General features: G+C 47.8%; 16 protein-coding genes. 3 read left to right on the top strand and 13 right to left on the bottom strand.

The genetic code is table 11. The features are described from left to right. Positions 1 to 442 precede the first annotated feature (442 nt). From EDD67_RS08370 to EDD67_RS08320, 11 genes are all read right to left on the bottom strand, one after another. A complete protein-coding gene (locus EDD67_RS08370) occupies positions 443 to 1,813 on the bottom strand; it encodes a UDP-N-acetylmuramoyl-tripeptide--D-alanyl-D-alanine ligase (protein ID WP_121440274.1) in 1,371 nt (456 codons plus the stop codon). Between the two features lie 60 nt (positions 1,814 to 1,873). Next, positions 1,874 to 2,965 (bottom strand): D-alanine--D-alanine ligase, encoded by a 1,092-nt coding sequence (locus tag EDD67_RS08365; protein ID WP_121440273.1) that lies wholly within the window; start codon positions 2,963 to 2,965, stop codon positions 1,874 to 1,876. 116 nt (positions 2,966 to 3,081) lie between these two features. Next, positions 3,082 to 3,975 carry a lysylphosphatidylglycerol synthase transmembrane domain-containing protein gene (locus EDD67_RS08360; RefSeq protein WP_121440272.1) on the bottom strand — a complete coding sequence of 298 codons (894 nt, stop codon included), beginning with the start codon at positions 3,973 to 3,975 and terminating at the stop codon, positions 3,082 to 3,084. After that, positions 3,975 to 4,559 (bottom strand): hypothetical protein, encoded by a 585-nt coding sequence (locus EDD67_RS08355; RefSeq protein ID WP_121440271.1) that lies wholly within the window; start codon positions 4,557 to 4,559, stop codon positions 3,975 to 3,977. Before EDD67_RS08355 ends, EDD67_RS08360 begins: the two co-directional genes overlap by 1 nt. Then, positions 4,560 to 6,329, bottom strand: coding sequence for a ferrous iron transporter B (locus EDD67_RS08350; RefSeq protein WP_242006041.1), 1,770 nt, complete (start codon positions 6,327 to 6,329; stop codon positions 4,560 to 4,562). Further along, positions 6,304 to 6,558 carry a FeoA family protein gene (locus tag EDD67_RS08345; RefSeq protein WP_121440269.1) on the bottom strand — a complete coding sequence of 85 codons (255 nt, stop codon included), beginning with the start codon at positions 6,556 to 6,558 and terminating at the stop codon, positions 6,304 to 6,306. Before EDD67_RS08345 ends, EDD67_RS08350 begins: the two co-directional genes overlap by 26 nt. Positions 6,559 to 6,847: 289 nt before the next feature. Then, the gene (betA, locus tag EDD67_RS08340) at positions 6,848 to 8,533 is read right to left on the bottom strand and encodes a choline dehydrogenase (protein ID WP_121440268.1); all 1,686 of its coding nucleotides are present in this window, start codon (positions 8,531 to 8,533) and stop codon (positions 6,848 to 6,850) included. Positions 8,534 to 8,707: 174 nt separating this feature from the next. Next, the gene (locus EDD67_RS08335) at positions 8,708 to 10,144 is read right to left on the bottom strand and encodes a DASH family cryptochrome (protein WP_121440267.1); all 1,437 of its coding nucleotides are present in this window, start codon (positions 10,142 to 10,144) and stop codon (positions 8,708 to 8,710) included. A 136-nt stretch (positions 10,145 to 10,280) separates the two neighbouring features. Beyond that, positions 10,281 to 11,648, bottom strand: a complete 1,368-nt coding sequence (locus EDD67_RS08330; protein WP_121440266.1) for an FAD-dependent oxidoreductase — start codon at positions 11,646 to 11,648, stop codon at positions 10,281 to 10,283. A gap of 205 nt (positions 11,649 to 11,853) precedes the next feature. After that, positions 11,854 to 12,120 (bottom strand): TIGR03643 family protein, encoded by a 267-nt coding sequence (locus EDD67_RS08325; RefSeq protein WP_242006040.1) that lies wholly within the window; start codon positions 12,118 to 12,120, stop codon positions 11,854 to 11,856. Positions 12,121 to 12,154: 34 nt separating this feature from the next. Beyond that, positions 12,155 to 14,254, bottom strand: coding sequence for an RNA degradosome polyphosphate kinase (locus EDD67_RS08320; RefSeq protein ID WP_121440264.1), 2,100 nt, complete (start codon positions 14,252 to 14,254; stop codon positions 12,155 to 12,157). A 218-nt stretch (positions 14,255 to 14,472) separates the two neighbouring features. On the opposite strand from EDD67_RS08320, the gene EDD67_RS08315 reads away from it, so the two are divergent. Beyond that, complete coding sequence (locus tag EDD67_RS08315) at positions 14,473 to 14,847, top strand: potassium channel family protein (RefSeq protein ID WP_121440263.1); 375 nt, start codon at positions 14,473 to 14,475, stop codon at positions 14,845 to 14,847. Positions 14,848 to 14,938: 91 nt separating this feature from the next. Here the strand turns inward: EDD67_RS08315 and groL are convergent, their stop codons facing one another. Together groL and groES are read right to left on the bottom strand one after the other, a co-directional pair. Then, a complete protein-coding gene (gene groL, locus EDD67_RS08310) occupies positions 14,939 to 16,582 on the bottom strand; it encodes a chaperonin GroEL (protein ID WP_121440262.1) in 1,644 nt (547 codons plus the stop codon). Positions 16,583 to 16,641: 59 nt separating this feature from the next. Next, a complete protein-coding gene (groES, locus tag EDD67_RS08305; protein WP_093072683.1) occupies positions 16,642 to 16,926 on the bottom strand; it encodes a co-chaperone GroES in 285 nt (94 codons plus the stop codon). 315 nt (positions 16,927 to 17,241) lie between these two features. Here groES and EDD67_RS08300 point away from each other — a divergent pair, with 315 nt between their 5' ends. Together EDD67_RS08300 and EDD67_RS08295 are read left to right on the top strand one after the other, a co-directional pair. Further along, entirely contained in the window at positions 17,242 to 17,988 is a 747-nt protein-coding gene (locus EDD67_RS08300) for a CPBP family intramembrane glutamic endopeptidase (RefSeq protein WP_121440261.1), read from the top strand. 1 nt (position 17,989) lies between these two features. Further along, positions 17,990 to 18,190: a YdiK family protein gene (locus EDD67_RS08295; protein ID WP_121440260.1), complete on the top strand. Its 201-nt coding sequence runs from the start codon at positions 17,990 to 17,992 to the stop codon at positions 18,188 to 18,190. Positions 18,191 to 18,239 lie beyond the last annotated feature (49 nt).

Raw genomic sequence — 18,239 nt, 5'->3', positions numbered from 1 at the left:
TCCTCCTTTCTGTAACAATTATTGAAGCGCTTTCAATATTGATGCTCCTTAAGGCGCATCATTTGTGCTTTCATTCACATAATTTTTCAAAAAAGAAGCGCCTAACGTATATATCCGTGCATACACACTGACACAACATCATGGGATATGTATTTTCTAATTCTACCATAGGTTTAAAGAAAGTGAAAGCGTTTACTTGAATTTCTGACGGATTTTTTCAGCTGAAGGTATCACTGCGGGCGAGCGCCGGGATGCCGGGCCATCCTCTTTTTTGAAGCGAGTGTATTCATAAAAAGAAGCCAGGCATCCACTCCTCCTGGAAAGCAAGCGGAGGGGAGTGGCTGCGTGGCTGACGTCAAAATAATCGTTTGTCTACAACCTGAGAACTCCGTTTACTTTAGGGAGTTTTTAGCGGACAAGATCTTATTACAATCGGCTTCGCCTACACGAACGCATTGACGACATCTTCCAGCTTTTTGCCCCGGGAGCCTTTAACAAGAACGATATCGCCGGGGGCAGCGATCTTCTGTAAATCCGCAATCAAATGATCTTTATCTTGATAAGCACTGACGCGCTCTTCCCCGAACGCTCGCTTTGCCCCTTCAGCAATTTTTTCGCCGAGTTCACCGAAGGTCAGTACATAATCAATCTGTTTCGGGTCGATCGCTTCACCGGTTTCAATATGAAATGCCTCTTCATTGACGCCGAGTTCGAGCATATCTGCTAAAACGACGATTTTCTGTTCGTAACCGTCCATGTCGCTCAGCAAAGAGACGACTGCCCTCATCGAGGTCGGACTTGCGTTATACGCATCGTTAATAAACGTCAGTCCGTTTTTGGCGCTGACAAGTTCTGTACGCATGCCCGTCATCGCAAGTGTTTTCAGTCCTTCTTTCGCGGCTTCACGGGGAACAGCAAAAACTTCCCCCGCCGCAACAGCGGAAAGCGCGTTTTGCACATTGTGTTTACCGAGGATTGGAATAAAAAACCCGCTCCCGTTCTCACCGTTAATCGAAAATGCCGTGCCGTCGCTGCGCTGCTCAACATCTTGCGGATATAAATCATTCGTTTCCTCGATCCCGAATGTCCGCACTTGAAACGAACAGCCTGCTGTTTTTTCGGTTAACAGCGGCTCTTCGCCGGGAATAATCAGCGTTCCGGTTGGTGATAGGCCAGCGGTAATTTCAAACTTCGCCTCGGAAATGCCTGCGCGCGAGCCGAGTTCTTCCATGTGCGATTCGCCGATATTCGTAATGATTGCTGCATCCGGCTGCGCTAATTTGGAAAGAAATTCGATCTCGCCACGGGCACTCATGCCCATTTCGAGCACGGCGATTTCTGTTTCTTCGCGAAGGGCAAGGATCGTCAGCGGCAAACCGATATGATTGTTATAATTCCCTTCTGTTTTTTGCACGCGATACGTCTTCCCGAGAACGGCTGCAACCATATCTTTCGTCGTCGTTTTACCGTTACTGCCGGTAATGCCGACCACGTTCACCGACAGCTCTGCCAAGTACTTTTTCGCCAGCGTCTGCAGCGCTGTCAATGTGTCTTCAACATAAATGACCGGCAGATTCTCCGGCGGATTCGCTTCATGCTTGCCCCAAAGCGCAGCGACCGCTCCGTTTTCCATCGCGGTTTCTGCAAATTGATGGCCGTTAAAGTTCTCGCCGGTCAGCGGTACAAACAAACTTCCTGGTTGAATCGTACGCGTGTCGGTCGATACTCCAGAGATTTTGATTGCTTGTGCGCTTTTAGCTTCATCGTTCCCGGTAAGCCACATTGTAATTTCTTTTAATGTTCGCTGAATCATTTTTATCTCTCCTTATGTACAAGAAGACTGACTCTTTAAGGAGTCAGCCCGCCTGGCACTTTAAAAGGTGTGTTTGATTTTTTGTTTTTCTTCGAAGCGTTCAATCCCGAGCTGGACGAGTTTTTCGATTAATTCCGGATAGGAAAGTCCGGATTTTTGCCAAAGCATCGGAAACATGCTGACCGGTGTAAAACCGGGCATCGTGTTGACTTCATTCATCAGGACATCGCCCGCTTCTGTTAAGAAAAAATCTGCGCGGACAAGACCGGCACAATCCAATGCCTTAAACGAGCGAACAGCGACGCTTTTCATTTCTTCATATTCGCTTTCGGTAACCTGCGCCGGGATAATCAATCCCGTGCTTCCGTCTTCATACTTCGCTTTATAATCATAAAAGTCCGTCTCCGGTTTGATCTCGCCGACAACCGAACATTCCGGAGCATCGTTTCCTAATACAGCCATTTCAATTTCTCGGCCGTCGATCCCTTCTTCAACAATGATTTTCCGGTCATAAGCAAATGCTGTCGCACAAGCTTCGTCGAGCTCAGCGCGGTTACGCGCTTTTGAGATCCCGACGCTTGAACCGAGATTCGCCGGCTTGACAAAGCACGGGTAACCGAGCGATTCTTCGACGTTGTTATAAAGCAGATCGCGCTGTTCTTCCCAGTCCCCGCGCAAAAACCAGACGTAAGCCGGCTGCTTGATGCCAGCTTGATCATACACATTTTTCATCATCACTTTGTCCATTCCCGCTGCTGAAGCCAAAACACCGTTGCCGACATACGGAATGTTTAAAAGCTCCAACAGTCCTTGTACCGTGCCGTCTTCGCCGTTCGGTCCGTGCAACAGCGGGAATACGACATCTAGTTTTTCCGTAGCGGAACCGTTTTGACCCCCGCCGACTGAAAATATTTCGGGGTTCATCGCCATCGGCGAGATCGCTTCCCCGTTCTCTAAGCGAAGGTCTCGGACGTCCTCGACCGGTTGATTAAGCTGCTTGCCGCGAATCCACTCCCCGTTTTCAGTAATATAAATCGGGTGGACATCGTACTTCGTTAAATCCAGCGCCTTAATGACCGCTTTGGCCGTTTGTAATGATACGTTGTGTTCCGGCGATTTCCCGCCGTATACTAAACCCATTTTCATCTTCATGAACACTGCCTCCAAATGATTTAATCCTACACTATTGTACCACGTCCGGCGGTTAGTTAAATACTCAATTCTTTTTCCGGCGGAAACTGGACTGTAATTAAGAATTTAGGAGTAAGTCATCCGGCCGGGGAGCGTTTCTTGAACGAAATGCTTCTGCCAATTGACAGTTCAACAACCGTGATGACTCCGCCGGTCAAAACGCCCAGCCAAAATGTGATAAAGCGAAAGACCAATGTGAACGCGAGGGCAGCTTCGGCTTCTGCGCCAAAGCCGATAAATACAGCTGTCATCGTTGCTTCAAACGTTCCGATCCCTCCCGGTGTCACCGGGATCATCGCTGCGAGGTAAGGCATGAAGACAATAGCAAGCATCGCCGGGAAGCTGACATCGAGCCCGAACGAGTGCGCCAGCAAGTATCCTTTTAAAGGAAATAACGTCCAAATCATCGTGGCAATCACTAATTGCACCAGCCACTCCCGTCCGGTGATTCCATTTAAAATGCGTTCGAATATTGTATGTTTCCATCGCAGCAGCAATAACACGAAGAGAATAAGCCCAAAGAACACAATGAACATACTTATGTGCAGATTCGCTGGTCGCCAAATCCAGATCGCAACTCCGAGAAACGGGAAGATCCCCGCTATGCTGATCAGCTTCTGCATAGTGACGTAAGCGAAGACCGTTTTTACAGGCAATGCAAATGCTTCTTTAATTAAAACGCCTTTTGTCAGCTCTCCGCCGAATTTAACAGAAGGGGTCACCCCTTCTGTGAAGGCGCTCATAAACAAGATGCGGACAAGGTTCCAATGCGCCTTTGCCCCTTTAACGTGAAGAATTCGTCCCCATTGAACCGCCATTAATTGAAAAGAGGCGAATTGTATCAAGACCAAAAGAATCATTGTTTCAGCATTCATAAAGGCTATGGCATCGATGATCGCAGCATGATCCAGCTGCAGGAAAGTGTAAATCAACAAAGCGAAAACGACTGCGAACAAACTGTACCGGATCATCAGCCATCAACCGCCGTTAAGTGAAAATCAGTGAAGATACACGTTTCACCGATCATGGAGACGTTTGCGTGGGTTACTTTGTCATGAGCCGCTTCTTTCACTGAATCGGACAAACTGTCAGGATAATGGGCTTTGACTTTTTCTTTCGGCATTCGGCAAAGTACCGCCGGACAAGCACAATTCATCAACATATGTTTTAAGACTTCCTCTTGAGAAGTAACCTGCATCGCGATATGCGCGGCAGCGAAGTTTTGTTCGTTAATTTCTAAACCACAGCAATGCTCACAAACAACGGAACCTTGTTTAAGGTTCCAAGACGCAATAAATTTATCGGCATCTTGGATGACGGACGAATCATGATCAATCACTTTGACATCCGCACCTGTTTTTTCCGCCAACAGACATGCCGTATAAGGCGTGCGCCCTCCGCCGACACAGAGAACTTTTGAATGAGGGTCTATTTTAATCGAGCTGATCTCTCGTTCGATAATTCGTTCATAGTATACCGCTCCCAGCCGGGCACAAAAATTCGAATCACAGCATAGCTTTTCACAAAACGACGTGCATTTTGGTATCAGATTCATTTAGTTTCCCCCTCCGAGTGTGAACATAAACCACTGGAGAATCTGAATCCCGTAATTGGCTGTCCCCCCGACAATCATTGCCGTGACAATTGTTGCGCCGCTGATGACAAGCGCCCATCTCAATTGAAACTCTTTGATCAAAACAAAAAAAACGCTCATACAAGGGATATAAAGCAAGGCAACCAGTGAACCGACAAACATTTGCCCCAAAGACAGATCCATTCCGAGTAAAGGAAGAACGGCAAGTTCACGTCTGATCACACCGAGAATCAATGCAACACTCGCTTCCGGCGGAAGTCCGAGGAAATGAACGACAACGGGTTCAACAATAAAGCCGACATATTCCAGCACACCGGTCTCAATCGTCAGCGCGGCAACAACAATCCCGATCACCATCGGAATTTCCGCTTCGATCATGAAGTGCTTTGTTCGCATCTTCACTTTTTTCCACAAACTCCCTATACTCGGTGCCAATAAATTCGGTACTTCAATCAAGACAGGGTCAAGCGTGCCTTTCAATACTTTATTCAAAAGCGAGCCGCTGATAAACATCACGATAAAAGATACAAAGAAGATAAGGAGCAACAGCACGAAAGAATGGTCGCCTAACAAAGCAATAAATGCCCCTGTTTGCGCAATGCAAGGAACAGCAAGGCTGACGAGCGCTGAAACAATCAAGCGTTCTTTCATGCTCGAAGCGGTCCGGGTCCCGATAATTGCCGGAACCGCACACCCATACCCCATTGAAATCGGAATAATTGAGTGGCCGTGCAGCCCGAATTTTCGTAACAATCCGTCAATCACTATCCCGAGCCGAGGCAAATAGCCGCTGTCTTCCAAGAAAGACAGTACAATATAAAAGAAAAAAACGTAAGGTAAAATTAAGGCAATCGGCCACTCCACCGCCTTAATCAAAACGCCGAACTCTCCGGCTAGAATTGCATACATCATTGTTCCCTCAGCTGTAAAGCCAGCTGCCAGCCGCTCCATAAACGGAATGTAATACTGGTTGAGCAGCGGCAAAAACAATGCCGCACGGACGGCTTTTCCCATTCCGACGACAAAAGCCAAGCAAAGGAATACGATTAAAATTGCTATCGGGATCCCGGTGAACGGCTTAATCGTCCAGCGTTCGAGCTTGTCTGACAGACGTTCTTCATAGTCTGTATACGTAATGACTTCCTCGGCGATCGTTGCAGCAGAAGGGGCAGAATCGGCAGTTGTATCGACATCAGCATTATTTGCCGTCAATAATCGGTTGAGCTCAACAATCAGCCGGTTGAACCCTTTGCGTTTTACAGCAACCGTCTTTATCACCGGCGCGCCCAGCAGTTCTTCTAGCTTTTTTTGATCGATTTTTATCCCTCTGCTTTCAGCCACATCAACCATATTCAGCATGAAAATAACCGGAATCCCCGTCTTTTTCAGCGCTTTCGCCAAAGCTAAGTTACGTTCAAGGTTCGTTGCATCCAAAACGGCAACAATAACATCCGCTCCGCTGTCGAGCATATCAACAGCCGCTTTCTCTGCTTGAGAAGCGGCTTTTAATGAATATACACCCGGCACATCAATCAATGCAGTCGGAACTTTCGCGCCGATCATATCCCCTTGTGCAGATGTGACGGTCGTGCCGGAGTAATTAGCGGTCATCACACGTTTATTTGTCAGCGTTGAAAATATGACGCTTTTTCCGACATTCGGGTTTCCCATCAGGAGCACACGGCGCTTGCTGCACGTTTCGCCGCTATGATTGTTGCCATGATAAGACACTGTCATCAACCTCCTCAACGACGAATTGCGAGGCGATACTGTAATCAATTGCCAGCTCTCTTCGGCCTTTCATTTCCACCACGACCGGCCCTTTCCAAGGACTTTTTTGTTTCACGCAAAAAGTCGATCCCGCTTCGATTCCCAGCGACTCAAGCAGCTCACACGCCGGCACTTCTTTTACTTTACAAACTTTATTGCACGAAACGGCGCATATACCTGTCTGTTTCATGATCTTCCCCCCAAAATCTAAATAACCTCAACTGCCTCCATTGTAAGTGATAATCATTATCAATTGTTTGTTTTGTGAAAGTTTTCATGAAATGTTCAACAGTTCACAAATTCTTTTCAAAATCGTTCTTCCATGAAAAGGATTTAATTATGAAAACAACGGTATGAGTTTGTCGAAAATAAAAAAAGACCCCGATTTTCAGCAACAAAGCTGAGAATCGAGGTCAGTAATTTTTTCGTGTTTGTTCACGATTCAGGTTAGAAAGGGTTTCTTAGCGGGGAAACTCTCTTTATTTTTTCAACGTCCCTGCATCGGCCGGGTGAACGCCGTGACGGTAAAAGTCCAGGTTCTGAGGCTCAAGCGGCTTGCGGCCGCGGATAAGGTCGGCTGCTTTTTCCGCAAGCATGAGCACCGGTGCGTGGATATTGCCGTTTGTGACATACGGCATTGCCGACGCATCTACGACGCGCACGTTGTCGAGACCGTGTACTTTCATGCTTTCCGGATCGACAACGGCCATTGGATCCGACTTTGGTCCCATTTTCGCTGTGCAGCTTGGGTGCAGCGCTGTTTCAGCATCGTTTGCGACCCAATCGAGAATCTCATCGTCTGTTTGGACATCCGGACCAGGCGCCATCTCGCCGGAGTTGTAAGGGGCGATCGCCGGCTGCGACATAATTTTGCGGGAAATTTTCACCGCTTCAATCCACTCGCGACGGTCTTGTTCCGTGGAGAGGTAGTTGTAAATCATGCTTGGATGTTCTTTCGGATCTTTCGACCGGATTTTTAACGATCCGCGGGCATCGGAATACATCGGTCCGACGTGCACTTGGAAGCCGTGAGCCGTATCAGCGACTTGACCGTCGTATCTTACCGCTACCGGCAAGAAGTGGAACATCAAGTTCGGATACAGCACGTCTTCGTTTGAACGGACAAATCCGCCGCCTTCGAAGTGATTTGTCGCGGCCGGACCTTTGCGGCCGATCATCCACTGCAAGCCGATCCAAGGCATCTTCGCTTTCTTTAAGTTCGGCTGTTCAGAGACCGGCTGCGGGCAGGAATACTGAATGTACGCTTCCAAGTGATCTTGCAAGTTTTCGCCGACACCCGGAAGGTCAACCACCGGTTTGATTCCGAGTGAACGCAAATGTTCGGCATCGCCGACACCAGAAAGCTGAAGCATTTGCGGTGTATTGATTGCTCCGCCGGCCAACACTACTTCACCGGCTTTCACCTGATGCGTCTGCCCGTTTCGTTTATACGTCACACCTTGAGCGCGGGTGCCGTCGAAATCAATGCTCGATACGAACGCACGGGTGCGCACTGTGAGGTTTTTACGGTCCATTACCGGGTGCAAATAAGCCCGTGATACCGACATGCGTCGGCCTTTATAAACGTGCTTGTCAAACGGGGCGAACCCTTCTTGACGGAATCCGTTCACATCCGGTGTACGCGTATACCCCGCTTCCACAGCAGCATCAAAAAACGCTTGGAACAACGGGTTTTTCGCTGGACCGCGCTCCAACTTGAGCGGGCCGTCATGACCGCGGTATTCATCATCCTTATCCGCTGCAAGCGCAGTTTCCAAACGCTTGAAATAAGGCAGGCAGTGGGCAAAGTTCCACGATTCCATTCCCGGATCGCCGCCCCAGCGCTCATAGTCCATCGGATTGCCGCGCTGATAAATCATCCCGTTAATCGAGCTTGATCCGCCAAGCACTTTTCCGCGGGCATGCTTGATGCGCCGGCCGTTCATGTAAGGTTCCGGCTCCGATTCATACTTCCAGTCATACAAACTCTTTCCGGCCGGGAACGGCAAAGCTGCCGGCATTTGAATCAGCAAGTCCCAAGAAAAATCACTGCGTCCTGCTTCTAAAACGAGGACACTTTTTGTTTCGTCTTCACTTAATCGGTTCGCGAGTACAGAACCCGCACTTCCGCCGCCGATGACGACATAATCAAATTGTTCAGGCATATCTTGTACCTCCTAAAATCTATTTATTAAATTTTTATTTAACGTTTTGAACAATTTTTACTTTAACATATTTCACGTTTTTGTAAAGCGCGATTAAGAAAATTTTTTTAAATTTTTTTCGGATATTGTACAAAAAGTCGCGCCGTTATTGGGCTTGTTCTCTTTCTATCACTGCTAGCTGTACCCGAGCTCTTTTTTACGTTTCTCGAGCGAATCGGCAAAGTTCACGATCGGTTCCGGAACCGATGTGTACAACTTCAGTTTGTCAGGATCATAAACATCTTTTCCGGGAATATATTCAGGCAGCTCTAACCAATATTTCGCATAGTCGCCGCCAGGGTCATACCGCTCGCCTTGCCGAATCACATTAAACGCGCGAAGCTCGCGCATATCCGTGCCGACGCCGGCCTGATACGCCCAATTTCCGTAATTGCTCGCAGGATCATAATCAAGCAGCTGCTCTTCGAAATAGCGCGCTCCCCAGCGCCAGTCAATCCCGAGATTTTTCGTCAGAAAGCTTGCTGCATTCTGCCGGGCACGGTTGCTCATATAGCCGGTTGCGTTCAGCTCTTTCATCGCCGCGTCAACGAGCGGGTAGCCTGTCTCGCCTTTTGCCCACTTGGCAAAGACGTGTTCATCTTCATGCCAAGGAAGATCTTCCGGTAAAAATCCGCGCCGCTGAAATAAACGGCTGCCGGTCATCCACATGAGCCATTGAAAATACTCGCGCCAAAGCAGCTCAAAAAACAGCCAATAGCTCGATTCATTCCGGCCGCGTTCCGCTTCCATCTGCAAAATTTCCTGATATACTCTTTTGGGAGAGAGACTCCCGTTTGCAAGCCAAAACGACAGTTTCGAACTGTCGTGAAACCTTAGCAGACCGTCGCGTGTTTCTTTGTAAGCAAACAGCCGCTCCGGATCATTTACAAAAGCTTTTAACTGACGGATTCCCGCTGTTTCTCCCCCTTCAACGAACGTTTTCTGGTTCGGATAACCGGCGAGGAGGTCCGTTAACGGCCTGATCCGGCTTCTGTTGTCATTTAAGTGCGAACCTTGAGCTGGAGCCATCACGGTCTCTTGAAACAACGCCGCCTCTTGCGGTGAAAACACCGACGCCTTTGTCGGGATCGGCAGTATTTTCTCCAATTCGCGCCGAAAACGGCTGAACGACATCGGAAATTCGCTCCGGTCAAACGGCAGCTGATTGCGCCGAAGCAGCGTATGGCCTGCACTGACGTGAAAACGAACCTCCGAAAATCGCTGCATCAGCTCTTCAAGGTCTTTTCGCTCTTCGACACCGGGATGAGAGTGAACATAAACATCCGTCACCTCGTTTTCCCTGATCACGTCTTCAAGCTCAGCGGTCACGGTGCCGGCAAGAACAGCCAACGGGACAGCGAGTTTTTCCAACGACTTTTCGAGGTCGCGAAGAGATTCGGCTAAAAAATCAAACCGCTTCACCCCCATTCGCCTGAGACCCGGCGAAACTGACTCATTATTGCGGCTGTCGAGTACATAGACCGCCTCGGTTTCTCTTTCTGATTGTAACGCATTTTTTAGCGGCAGATGATCATGGATTCTAAGATCGTGACGAAACCAGACTAAATTCATGCTCCGTTAACCTCCTTTGCTCGTTTCCTTATTCCCGTTTTACAAAATAATAGACAAGCCGTGCTTCAAATGTTATTTGAAACACGGCTCGTCATCTTCCTGCCTATATATGAACATCCCGCGAAAGCGGGAATGATTAAGCTTGGATTCGTTCGTGCGGCGTTACAGGCTCCGGCTGCTCAAACGCCGCAAGTCCTGCTTTATTAAGAAAATTCCACGGCTGGTTGAAATGCGGCTGGAAAAAGAAATCGACAAACGCCAGTTCATCAATTTTCAAGCCGGTTTGAACGGCGAGACTTAACGTGTTGATCGACTGTGTCACATCTGCTTTCGAAATCACCTGTGCTCCGAGAATACTCCTTGAATCAGGATCGAACGTTACTTTCAGCTGCACGTCCTCTGAGGTCGGCATAAATTCCGGCCGGTGTTTTTCATTGATTGTGACATTTTTCACATAAATTCCCATACTTGCTGCTGCTGTTTCCGTTAAACCTGTTGAGGCCATATTCATCCCGAAAATGTGCAAACCTGACGTGCCTTGCGTGCCGACGTTTCTCATTTGCGGCGTCATAATATTTCGGGCAACGAGCGTCCCCATTCTGACAGCGTTTGTTGCTAACGGGATATAAGCCGCATCACCGGTCGGATTGTATCGCACGGCACAGCAGTCGCCTGCGGCAAAAATATTCGGATTGCTCGTCCGCATGTAGTCGTCCACTTTAATTGCGCCATTCTCAAGCATATCAACTTTGCCTTGAAGCAGATCGGTATTCGGGCGGAATCCGACGCACATGATAACCATATCGGTCTCGACGCTGCCGCGGTCGGTAATGACTTTGTTCACTTTTTGATCGCCTTCAAACCGGGCAACTGTCTCCCCGAGACGCATTTCAATTCCTTTATCAGTAAAGTCGGCTTCCACAAGATCGGTGAACTCTTCGTCCAAGTATTTATTTAATATTCGGTCAACTCCGTCAATTAAAGTCACACGCTTTCCCGCCTGCTGAAACGCTTCGACGAGCTCAACGCCGATATAGCCGGCACCGACAACCGTCACGTGATCAGCATGACTAGACTGTTCAATGATCCGGTTCGCCTGATGATAGTTTTTCGCCAACAAGATGTTTTCAAGCTCAATGCCTTCAATCGGCGGCGTGACAGGCCATGATCCAGTTGTCATGACAAGGCGGTCATAGTGATCTGTGCGCGTTTCATTGCTCTTTAAGTCGGTCACTTCAATTGTCTGCTTATCCGTATCAATCGATGAGACATCGTGTTCGACATGGACGTTAATTCCCATCGCTTTCAGTTCCGCAGGAGACGAATAAAATAAATCGTCTGCATTTTGCACGACGCCGCCGACATACAGCGCGAGACCGCAAGATAAAAAGGAAACATTATCGTTTCGTTCATAGACGTGAATCTCCGCGTCAGGATAAAGCTGAGCCATGTTTTTAACCGCTGCCGTTCCTGCGTGCGTGCTCCCGATGACTGCAATTTTCATGAGCAATTCCTCCTTATGATTGTGAAAAGATTCACTTAACTGCTTAAATAAAGACAGTGAATATGCAAAATAAGGTTAAGTTGCCGCTTCTGTGATGCGATTCACATATTCACTGTGGATATAGTGTAAACTGGCAAGGAGATAAAATCAATTTAAATGCTCATTCGTAACCGACGGTTCAAACACGCGCGCCGTTAAATCCCTGTCAGTATGTCAGCGGCTTCTGCATCGGGGAGCGAAACCGCTTGGCATCACCCCGGCGTGAAGCACTGTGCTTTGTTGCCCGCTTATTCATCCGTTTACGCCACATTTTAAATGAGGAAGCGCTCATCTCTTTGCGCATAAGTTTAATCACGTCTTTTTCTTTCAAGCCGAATTGCGTTTCTATCGCATCAAACGGCGTCCGGTCTTCCCAAGCCATTTCCACGATCCGATCGATCTCTTCGGCGGAAAACTGCTGATTTTTTTGCACATTTATCCCTCCTGCAATACGTTCATGTTGATCGTCACTCTTCATCTTCTAACAAGCGGTATGCCATCTCATACAACGCCATTTGGCTGTTCACCCGTTTCCCGTTGTTATTCGGTTGAACATACTGATAGCTGCCGTCGCTTTTTTGTTCACGGGCTTTGACATTATCATTGAGCATCACGGTCAGAATCGTTTGCAGCCGGGATTTAATCGCCGGTTCATAAATCGGAAACAGCAGCTCAACGCGCTTGACCATATTTCTCGTCATTAAGTCCGCTGACGACAAAAAGATCCGCTCATCCCCGTTATGGTGAAAATAATAAATCCGGCTGTGTTCTAAATACCGGCCGACAATGCTGAACACACGGATATTCTCGCTTACGCCTTGAATCCCCGGACGTAAACAGCAGACACCGCGGACGATTAAATCGATCTTCACCCCGGCCTGAGACGCTTCATAAAGTTTTATAATAATATCTTTATCCGTTAACGAATTCATTTTCGCAATGATCCGTCCGTTTTGATGCTGTTTTTGAAAACGAATTTCATTATTTAAATACCGAATGAAATCACTTCGAATGTCAAACGGCGCCATCGACAAATGATGAAAACGAGGTTTTTCCGTAAACCCGCTCAAGTAATTAAAAAAGTCGGTCGCATCGATGCCGAATTTCCTTTTCGACGTCAGAATGCCCATATCCGTGTAAAGCGAGGCCGTCTGGTCGTTATAATTCCCTGTTCCTAAATGGACAAACCGTTCAATTTTTTCATTTTTCTTTCGCACGACGAGTGTGATTTTGCTGTGTGTTTTCAAGTGCGTCATCCCGTAAATAACGTGACAGCCGGCTTTCTCCAGTTCTTTCGCCCATTGGACGTTATTCTCTTCATCAAACCGTGCTTTCAGCTCTAAAAGAACCGTCACTTGTTTGCCGTTTTCGGCCGCACGCTTCAGCGCTTCGATAATCGGTGAATCGCCGCTTACGCGGTAGAGCGTTTGCTTGATCGCCAGAACATGCGGATCCTCTCCGGCTTGTGCAACAAAATCGACGATCGGTTCGAACGATTCATAAGGATGATGGAAAAACAGATCCCGCTCAGAAACGGCCGTGAAAATATCGTCTTCTTCATCCAAATCGCGCGGCGGCTGAGGCATTAACGTTTTGTAATACAGCTCGTCTTTTACCTCTTCAAACTGTTTATAAAATAAAAATAAAAAAGTTAAATCCAACGGTCCGTCCGCGATATACAAATCGCCCCGGTGGATTTCCAAAACTTCCAGCAAAAAGCCGATCATCTTCTGGTCGTATTTCCCGTCACGGACTTCCAAGCGGACAGCCGCACCCCACTTTCGGTTTTTCAGTTCTTTTTCGATTTCTTTAAGAAGGTCGCGGGCTCCTTCTTCGTGAATCGTCATATCTGCATTCCTCGTAATCCGGAATTCCGTAATCGATTCGACCTCATGCCCTTTGAAGAGTTTTCCGAGGAAATGGCCGATGATGTCTTCAAGCAATATATATTGGTATTTCGACTCGTGACCGACCTGTACAAATCTGTCGAGAACAGACGGCACTTGGACAATCGCTGCCTTCGCCGTTTCATCCGGATGCTGCAAATCCCGAATCACGGCAGCCAAGTTAATCGATTTGTTCAAAAGCATCGGAAACGGCCGGTAAGCATCCACGGCCATCGGCGTTAACACCGGGTAGACTTCTTCCATGAAATAGTTTTCAAAGCGTTTTATCTCTTCGGTTGTCAAATCATTCATCGTCAAAAGGGAAATGCCTTCCGTTTCAAGCTCGCCTTTCATCAGTTGAAAAGCCTTGTTCTGTTGCGCAACGATCTCGTGGTTTATCTCTGAGATATTGGCGAGCTGCTGCTTCGGTGTCATCCCCGCCTTGTTTTCCGGCTTATTAAAACGCGCTTTCACCTGATCTTTCAGCCCGGCGACCCGCACCATGAAAAACTCATCTAAATTTGACGATGCGATCGCTAAAAATTTCAATCGTTCGAATAACGGGTTATGTTCATCGAGCGCTTCTTCCAGCACGCGTTGATTAAAAGCAAGCCAACTCAGTTCCCGGTTATTAAAAAATTGCGGATTGTCCAGCTCTTGAATCGTTTTATTCGTTGACATTCTTCATACGCCCTTTACTTAAATAACTTTATCTCTATCTTAATAGAAAAATGTAATGTTTGTATTGAGCGGGGATTAATATTTTTTAAAGATGAGCGGGAAGTACAATCCGAGAATAAAACCGGTAAACTTTCATGTATAATGAATACAGGACAAAAGATCAAGTCACACCGGCTTTTGAACGGATATACTGCTGCTGATGAAAGGAATGAATAAGCATGGTCTCATTTTTACTCACGCTCAGAAGAATGCTGAAAGCGGTGAAAACCGGACTGAAGGAGCCGGAATTTCGCGTCCTCTTAACGTTAACAGCCATCACCCTTTTATCCGGGACGATCTTTTACAGCACGGTTGAAGGCTTGCGTTCGCTTGATGCTCTTTATTTCAGCGTTGTCACGTTAACGACCGTCGGGTACGGCGACTTCACGCCGCAAACGGATTTCGGTAAAATATTTACAATTATTTACATGTTTGCCGGGATCGGCATTATCGTCGGGTTTGTCACGAAGCTGTTTGAATACTCGCAAAAGAACCGGCTCGAAAAAAGCCGCGTGCGCCATGAAAAGAAACATCCCGACGATCACGAACATTAGCCCAACAGCGGACATAAAAAAATCCTTCACCACATAATGATGTGATGAAGGATTTTTATTTAAAGGATCGTGCACGGTCAGGCAAGCGGCATTACATCATGCCGCCCATGCCTCCCATGCCGCCCATGTCAGGCATGCCGCCGCCGGCACCGCCGCCGCTTTCTTCTTCCGGGAAGTCCGCGACAACCGCTTCGGTTGTGAGGAACATCGCGGATACGGAAGCAGCGTTTTGCAGAGCGGAGCGGGATACTTTCGTCGGATCGACGATACCTGCTTCGATCATGTCGACGTATTCGCCGCTGGCTGCATTAAAGCCAATGCCGACTTTGTCGTTTTTCAAGCGCTCAACAATAATCGAGCCTTCAAGCCCAGCGTTATGAGCAATTTGACGTACCGGCTCTTCCAGTGCACGGAGCACAATGCTTGCGCCTGTTGCTTCGTCGCCTTCAAGGTTAAGGTTTTTCACAGCGTCGATTACGTTGATTAATGACGTACCGCCGCCGGCAACGATGCCTTCTTCAACTGCTGCGCGTGTGGAGCTGAGCGCGTCTTCAATACGCAGTTTCTTCTCTTTCATTTCTGTTTCCGTTGCCGCGCCGACTTTGACGACAGCGACACCGCCGGCCAATTTCGCGAGACGCTCTTGCAGTTTCTCACGGTCAAAGTCCGATGTTGTATCTTCAAGCTGCGCTTTCAGCTGGTTCACACGGTTGGAAATTTCCGCTGCATCGCCTTTGCCTTCAACGATCGTTGTGTCGTCTTTTGTAACGACGACTTTCGACGCGCGTCCGAGCTGGCTGATGTCAGTTGATTTAAGATCAAGGCCGAGCTCTTCGGTGATCACTTCGCCGCCCGTCAGTGTCGCGATATCTTCAAGCATTGCTTTGCGGCGGTCGCCAAAGCCTGGTGCTTTAACAGACACAGCGTTGAACGTGCCGCGGAGCTTATTCACAACAAGCGTTGCGAGCGCTTCGCCTTCGACGTCTTCAGAGATGATCAAGATCGGCTTGCTGTGCTGCACGACTTGCTCGAGCACCGGCAGAACTTCTTGAATGTTATTAATCTTTTTATCCGTAATCAAAATGTACGGATCTTCGTAGACTGTTTCCATTTTGTCGGAATCTGTCACCATGTAAGGTGAAGCGTAACCGCGGTCGAACTGCATACCTTCGACGACTTCGAGTTCGGTGCCGAAACCTTTCGATTCTTCAACGGTAATAACGCCGTCGTTACCGACGCGTTCCATCGCTTCGGCAATCAAGCCGCCGACCTCTTCGTCCGCAGCCGAAATCGACGCGACTTGCGAAATCGATTCACGGCTTTCGATCGGCTTCGAAATCGATTTCAGCTGATCAACAGCCGCTTCTGTCGCCTTTTCAATCCCGCGGCGAATGCCCATCGGGTTCGCGCCGGACGTAACGTTTTTCACACCTTCAGCGATCATCGACTGCGCAAGCACCGTTGCTGTCGTTGTACCGTCGCCGGCAATGTCGTTCGTCTTGCTCGCCACTTCAGATACGAGCTGCGCGCCCATGTTTTCAAAGTTATCTTCGAGTTCGATCTCTTTTGCAATCGTAACACCGTCATTGGTAATCAGCGGTGAACCGAATTTCTTTTCTAAAACTACGTTACGGCCTTTCGGTCCGAGTGTGACTTTGACCGTATCGGCTAAGCGGTCAACCCCGCGAACCATTGCTCTGCGGCCGTCTTCACTGAACTTAATATCTTTCGCCATGATACATCAACCTCCTGAAATGAATATCGTTCGTTTCGTGTTTGATCCTGCAGGGACCATTAGTTAATGATCGCGAGTACATCGCTTTCGCGGAGAATTAAATAATCTTTTCCGTCGTATTTCACTTCGCTTCCGGCGTATTTACTGAATACAACAGCGTCGCCTTCGCTCAGTTCCATATCGATTCGTTCACCGTTATCGGCTACCCGGCCGGAACCGACAGCAACGACTTTCCCTTCCTGCGGCTTTTCTTTCGCCGAGTCCGGCAAAACAATTCCGCTGGCTGTTTTTTCTTCTTGTTCAATCAGTTCGATCACAATCCGATCACCTAATGGTTTTAACAAGGAAAACACCCTCCTTCATATTGATTCGCACGTGCTGTGCTTTGTTAAGTATGTCCTTATTAGCACTCACCGGTCATGAGTGCTAACACAATTATTATCATAATCAAACGAAAAAATTTTTGCAACCCCTGTGAAAAAATTTTATCTATTCGCTTAGCCGCTCAGCTTTTGCACACACAAGCGGACTATTCCCGGAGAAATTCTCGCTGAAACGTGCCTCCTGCTTCTTTCGCCGAATCAAGGTGTGATACAATGACGGTTGATTGCCGCTTCTTTGCAATCGATGCAGCACGATACATAAAGGAGTAGAATGAAATGAATAAAAAATATTGGCTGATTATTGTCGTTTTCATTTTAATGCAGCTGTCTCCGATTGTTCTCGTCCCAGCACTGATGGCGCTCGGTTATGGCGAAGGGACCTCACAAGAAATGCTCGGACAGCTCAATGCGCTCAGTGTAACAATTGCTTTTTCAATCGGGTTTGTTATTATTTCGCTGATCGCTTGGCGGGCCAAACCGGATCCGCTATTTCAGCGTAACCGGGCCGGATTAAAACAAACGGTCCTTTGGTCGATCGGCGGGATTTTCATGGCATTTGCCGCGCAGTATGCAGCCGGTATCATTGAGCAGTTCGTTTTCGGGATCGAACCCGGCTCAGAAAACACGGAAATGATCGTTGATATGGCTACGTCGTTGCCGGCTATGATGATCGTCGTCGCCGTATTCGTCCCAATCATGGAAGAGATCGTCTTCCGCCAAGTGATTTTCGGCAGCCTGTATAAAAAATTCAATTTTTGGATTGCTGCCTTGACGAGCGGTTTCATTTTTGCGCTTGTACACATGGATTTCGAACACTTATTGATTTACTTATCGATGGGTGTCGTCTTTGCGTATTTATACGTAAAAACGAAACGAATCATCGTGCCGATTCTCGCACACGTCGGAATCAACTCATTTGTTATGCTCATCCAAGTCGTTTTCGGCGAGCAAATTCAGGATATGATTGACGAGCTTGAAGAGTTGGAGCAAGCTGCGATGGCACTGTTAGGAGGCTTATTCTGATATGGTCAAATCACCGCGATTTATGGGCTTAATGTATTTCATCCTCGGAACCGTCTTTTTGTTCCTTGCGATTCAATGGGCCGGCACAGAAACCGGCTGGGATTTCATGACCGTGCTCTTAATGATTTTTGCCGCGCTCGATTATTTCATCGCCTTTCGTTACTTTGGCGCAGCCAGACAGCAAGCTGATAAAAAAGAATAAACGAAAACCGCTTATCCGGACGCATTGGATAAGCGGTTTTTTACGTTAT

The sequence above is a fragment of the Salisediminibacterium halotolerans genome (assembly GCF_003814815.1).
GTDB classification, from domain to species: Bacteria; Bacillota; Bacilli; order Bacillales; family Salisediminibacteriaceae; genus Salisediminibacterium; species Salisediminibacterium halotolerans.
This window is presented reverse-complemented; position numbering and strand designations above follow the sequence as displayed.

Bases quoted from the DNA above. Each gene is read 5' to 3' on its own strand.
- EDD67_RS08370 (WP_121440274.1), bottom strand. From the start codon at position 1,813: ATGATTCAGCGAACATTAAAAGAAATTACAATGTGGCTTACCGGGAAC.
- EDD67_RS08365 (WP_121440273.1), bottom strand. From the start codon at position 2,965: ATGAAGATGAAAATGGGTTTAGTATACGGCGGGAAATCGCCGGAACAC.
- EDD67_RS08360 (WP_121440272.1), bottom strand. From the start codon at position 3,975: ATGATCCGGTACAGTTTGTTCGCAGTCGTTTTCGCTTTGTTGATTTAC.
- EDD67_RS08355 (WP_121440271.1), bottom strand. From the start codon at position 4,559: ATGAATCTGATACCAAAATGCACGTCGTTTTGTGAAAAGCTATGCTGT.
- EDD67_RS08345 (WP_121440269.1), bottom strand. From the start codon at position 6,558: ATGAAACAGACAGGTATATGCGCCGTTTCGTGCAATAAAGTTTGTAAA.
- betA (WP_121440268.1), bottom strand. From the start codon at position 8,533: ATGCCTGAACAATTTGATTATGTCGTCATCGGCGGCGGAAGTGCGGGT.
- EDD67_RS08335 (WP_121440267.1), bottom strand. From the start codon at position 10,144: ATGAATTTAGTCTGGTTTCGTCACGATCTTAGAATCCATGATCATCTG.
- EDD67_RS08330 (WP_121440266.1), bottom strand. From the start codon at position 11,648: ATGAAAATTGCAGTCATCGGGAGCACGCACGCAGGAACGGCAGCGGTT.
- EDD67_RS08320 (WP_121440264.1), bottom strand. From the start codon at position 14,254: ATGTCAACGAATAAAACGATTCAAGAGCTGGACAATCCGCAATTTTTT.
- EDD67_RS08315 (WP_121440263.1), top strand. From the start codon at position 14,473: ATGGTCTCATTTTTACTCACGCTCAGAAGAATGCTGAAAGCGGTGAAA.
- groL (WP_121440262.1), bottom strand. From the start codon at position 16,582: ATGGCGAAAGATATTAAGTTCAGTGAAGACGGCCGCAGAGCAATGGTT.
- EDD67_RS08300 (WP_121440261.1), top strand. From the start codon at position 17,242: ATGAATAAAAAATATTGGCTGATTATTGTCGTTTTCATTTTAATGCAG.
- EDD67_RS08295 (WP_121440260.1), top strand. From the start codon at position 17,990: ATGGTCAAATCACCGCGATTTATGGGCTTAATGTATTTCATCCTCGGA.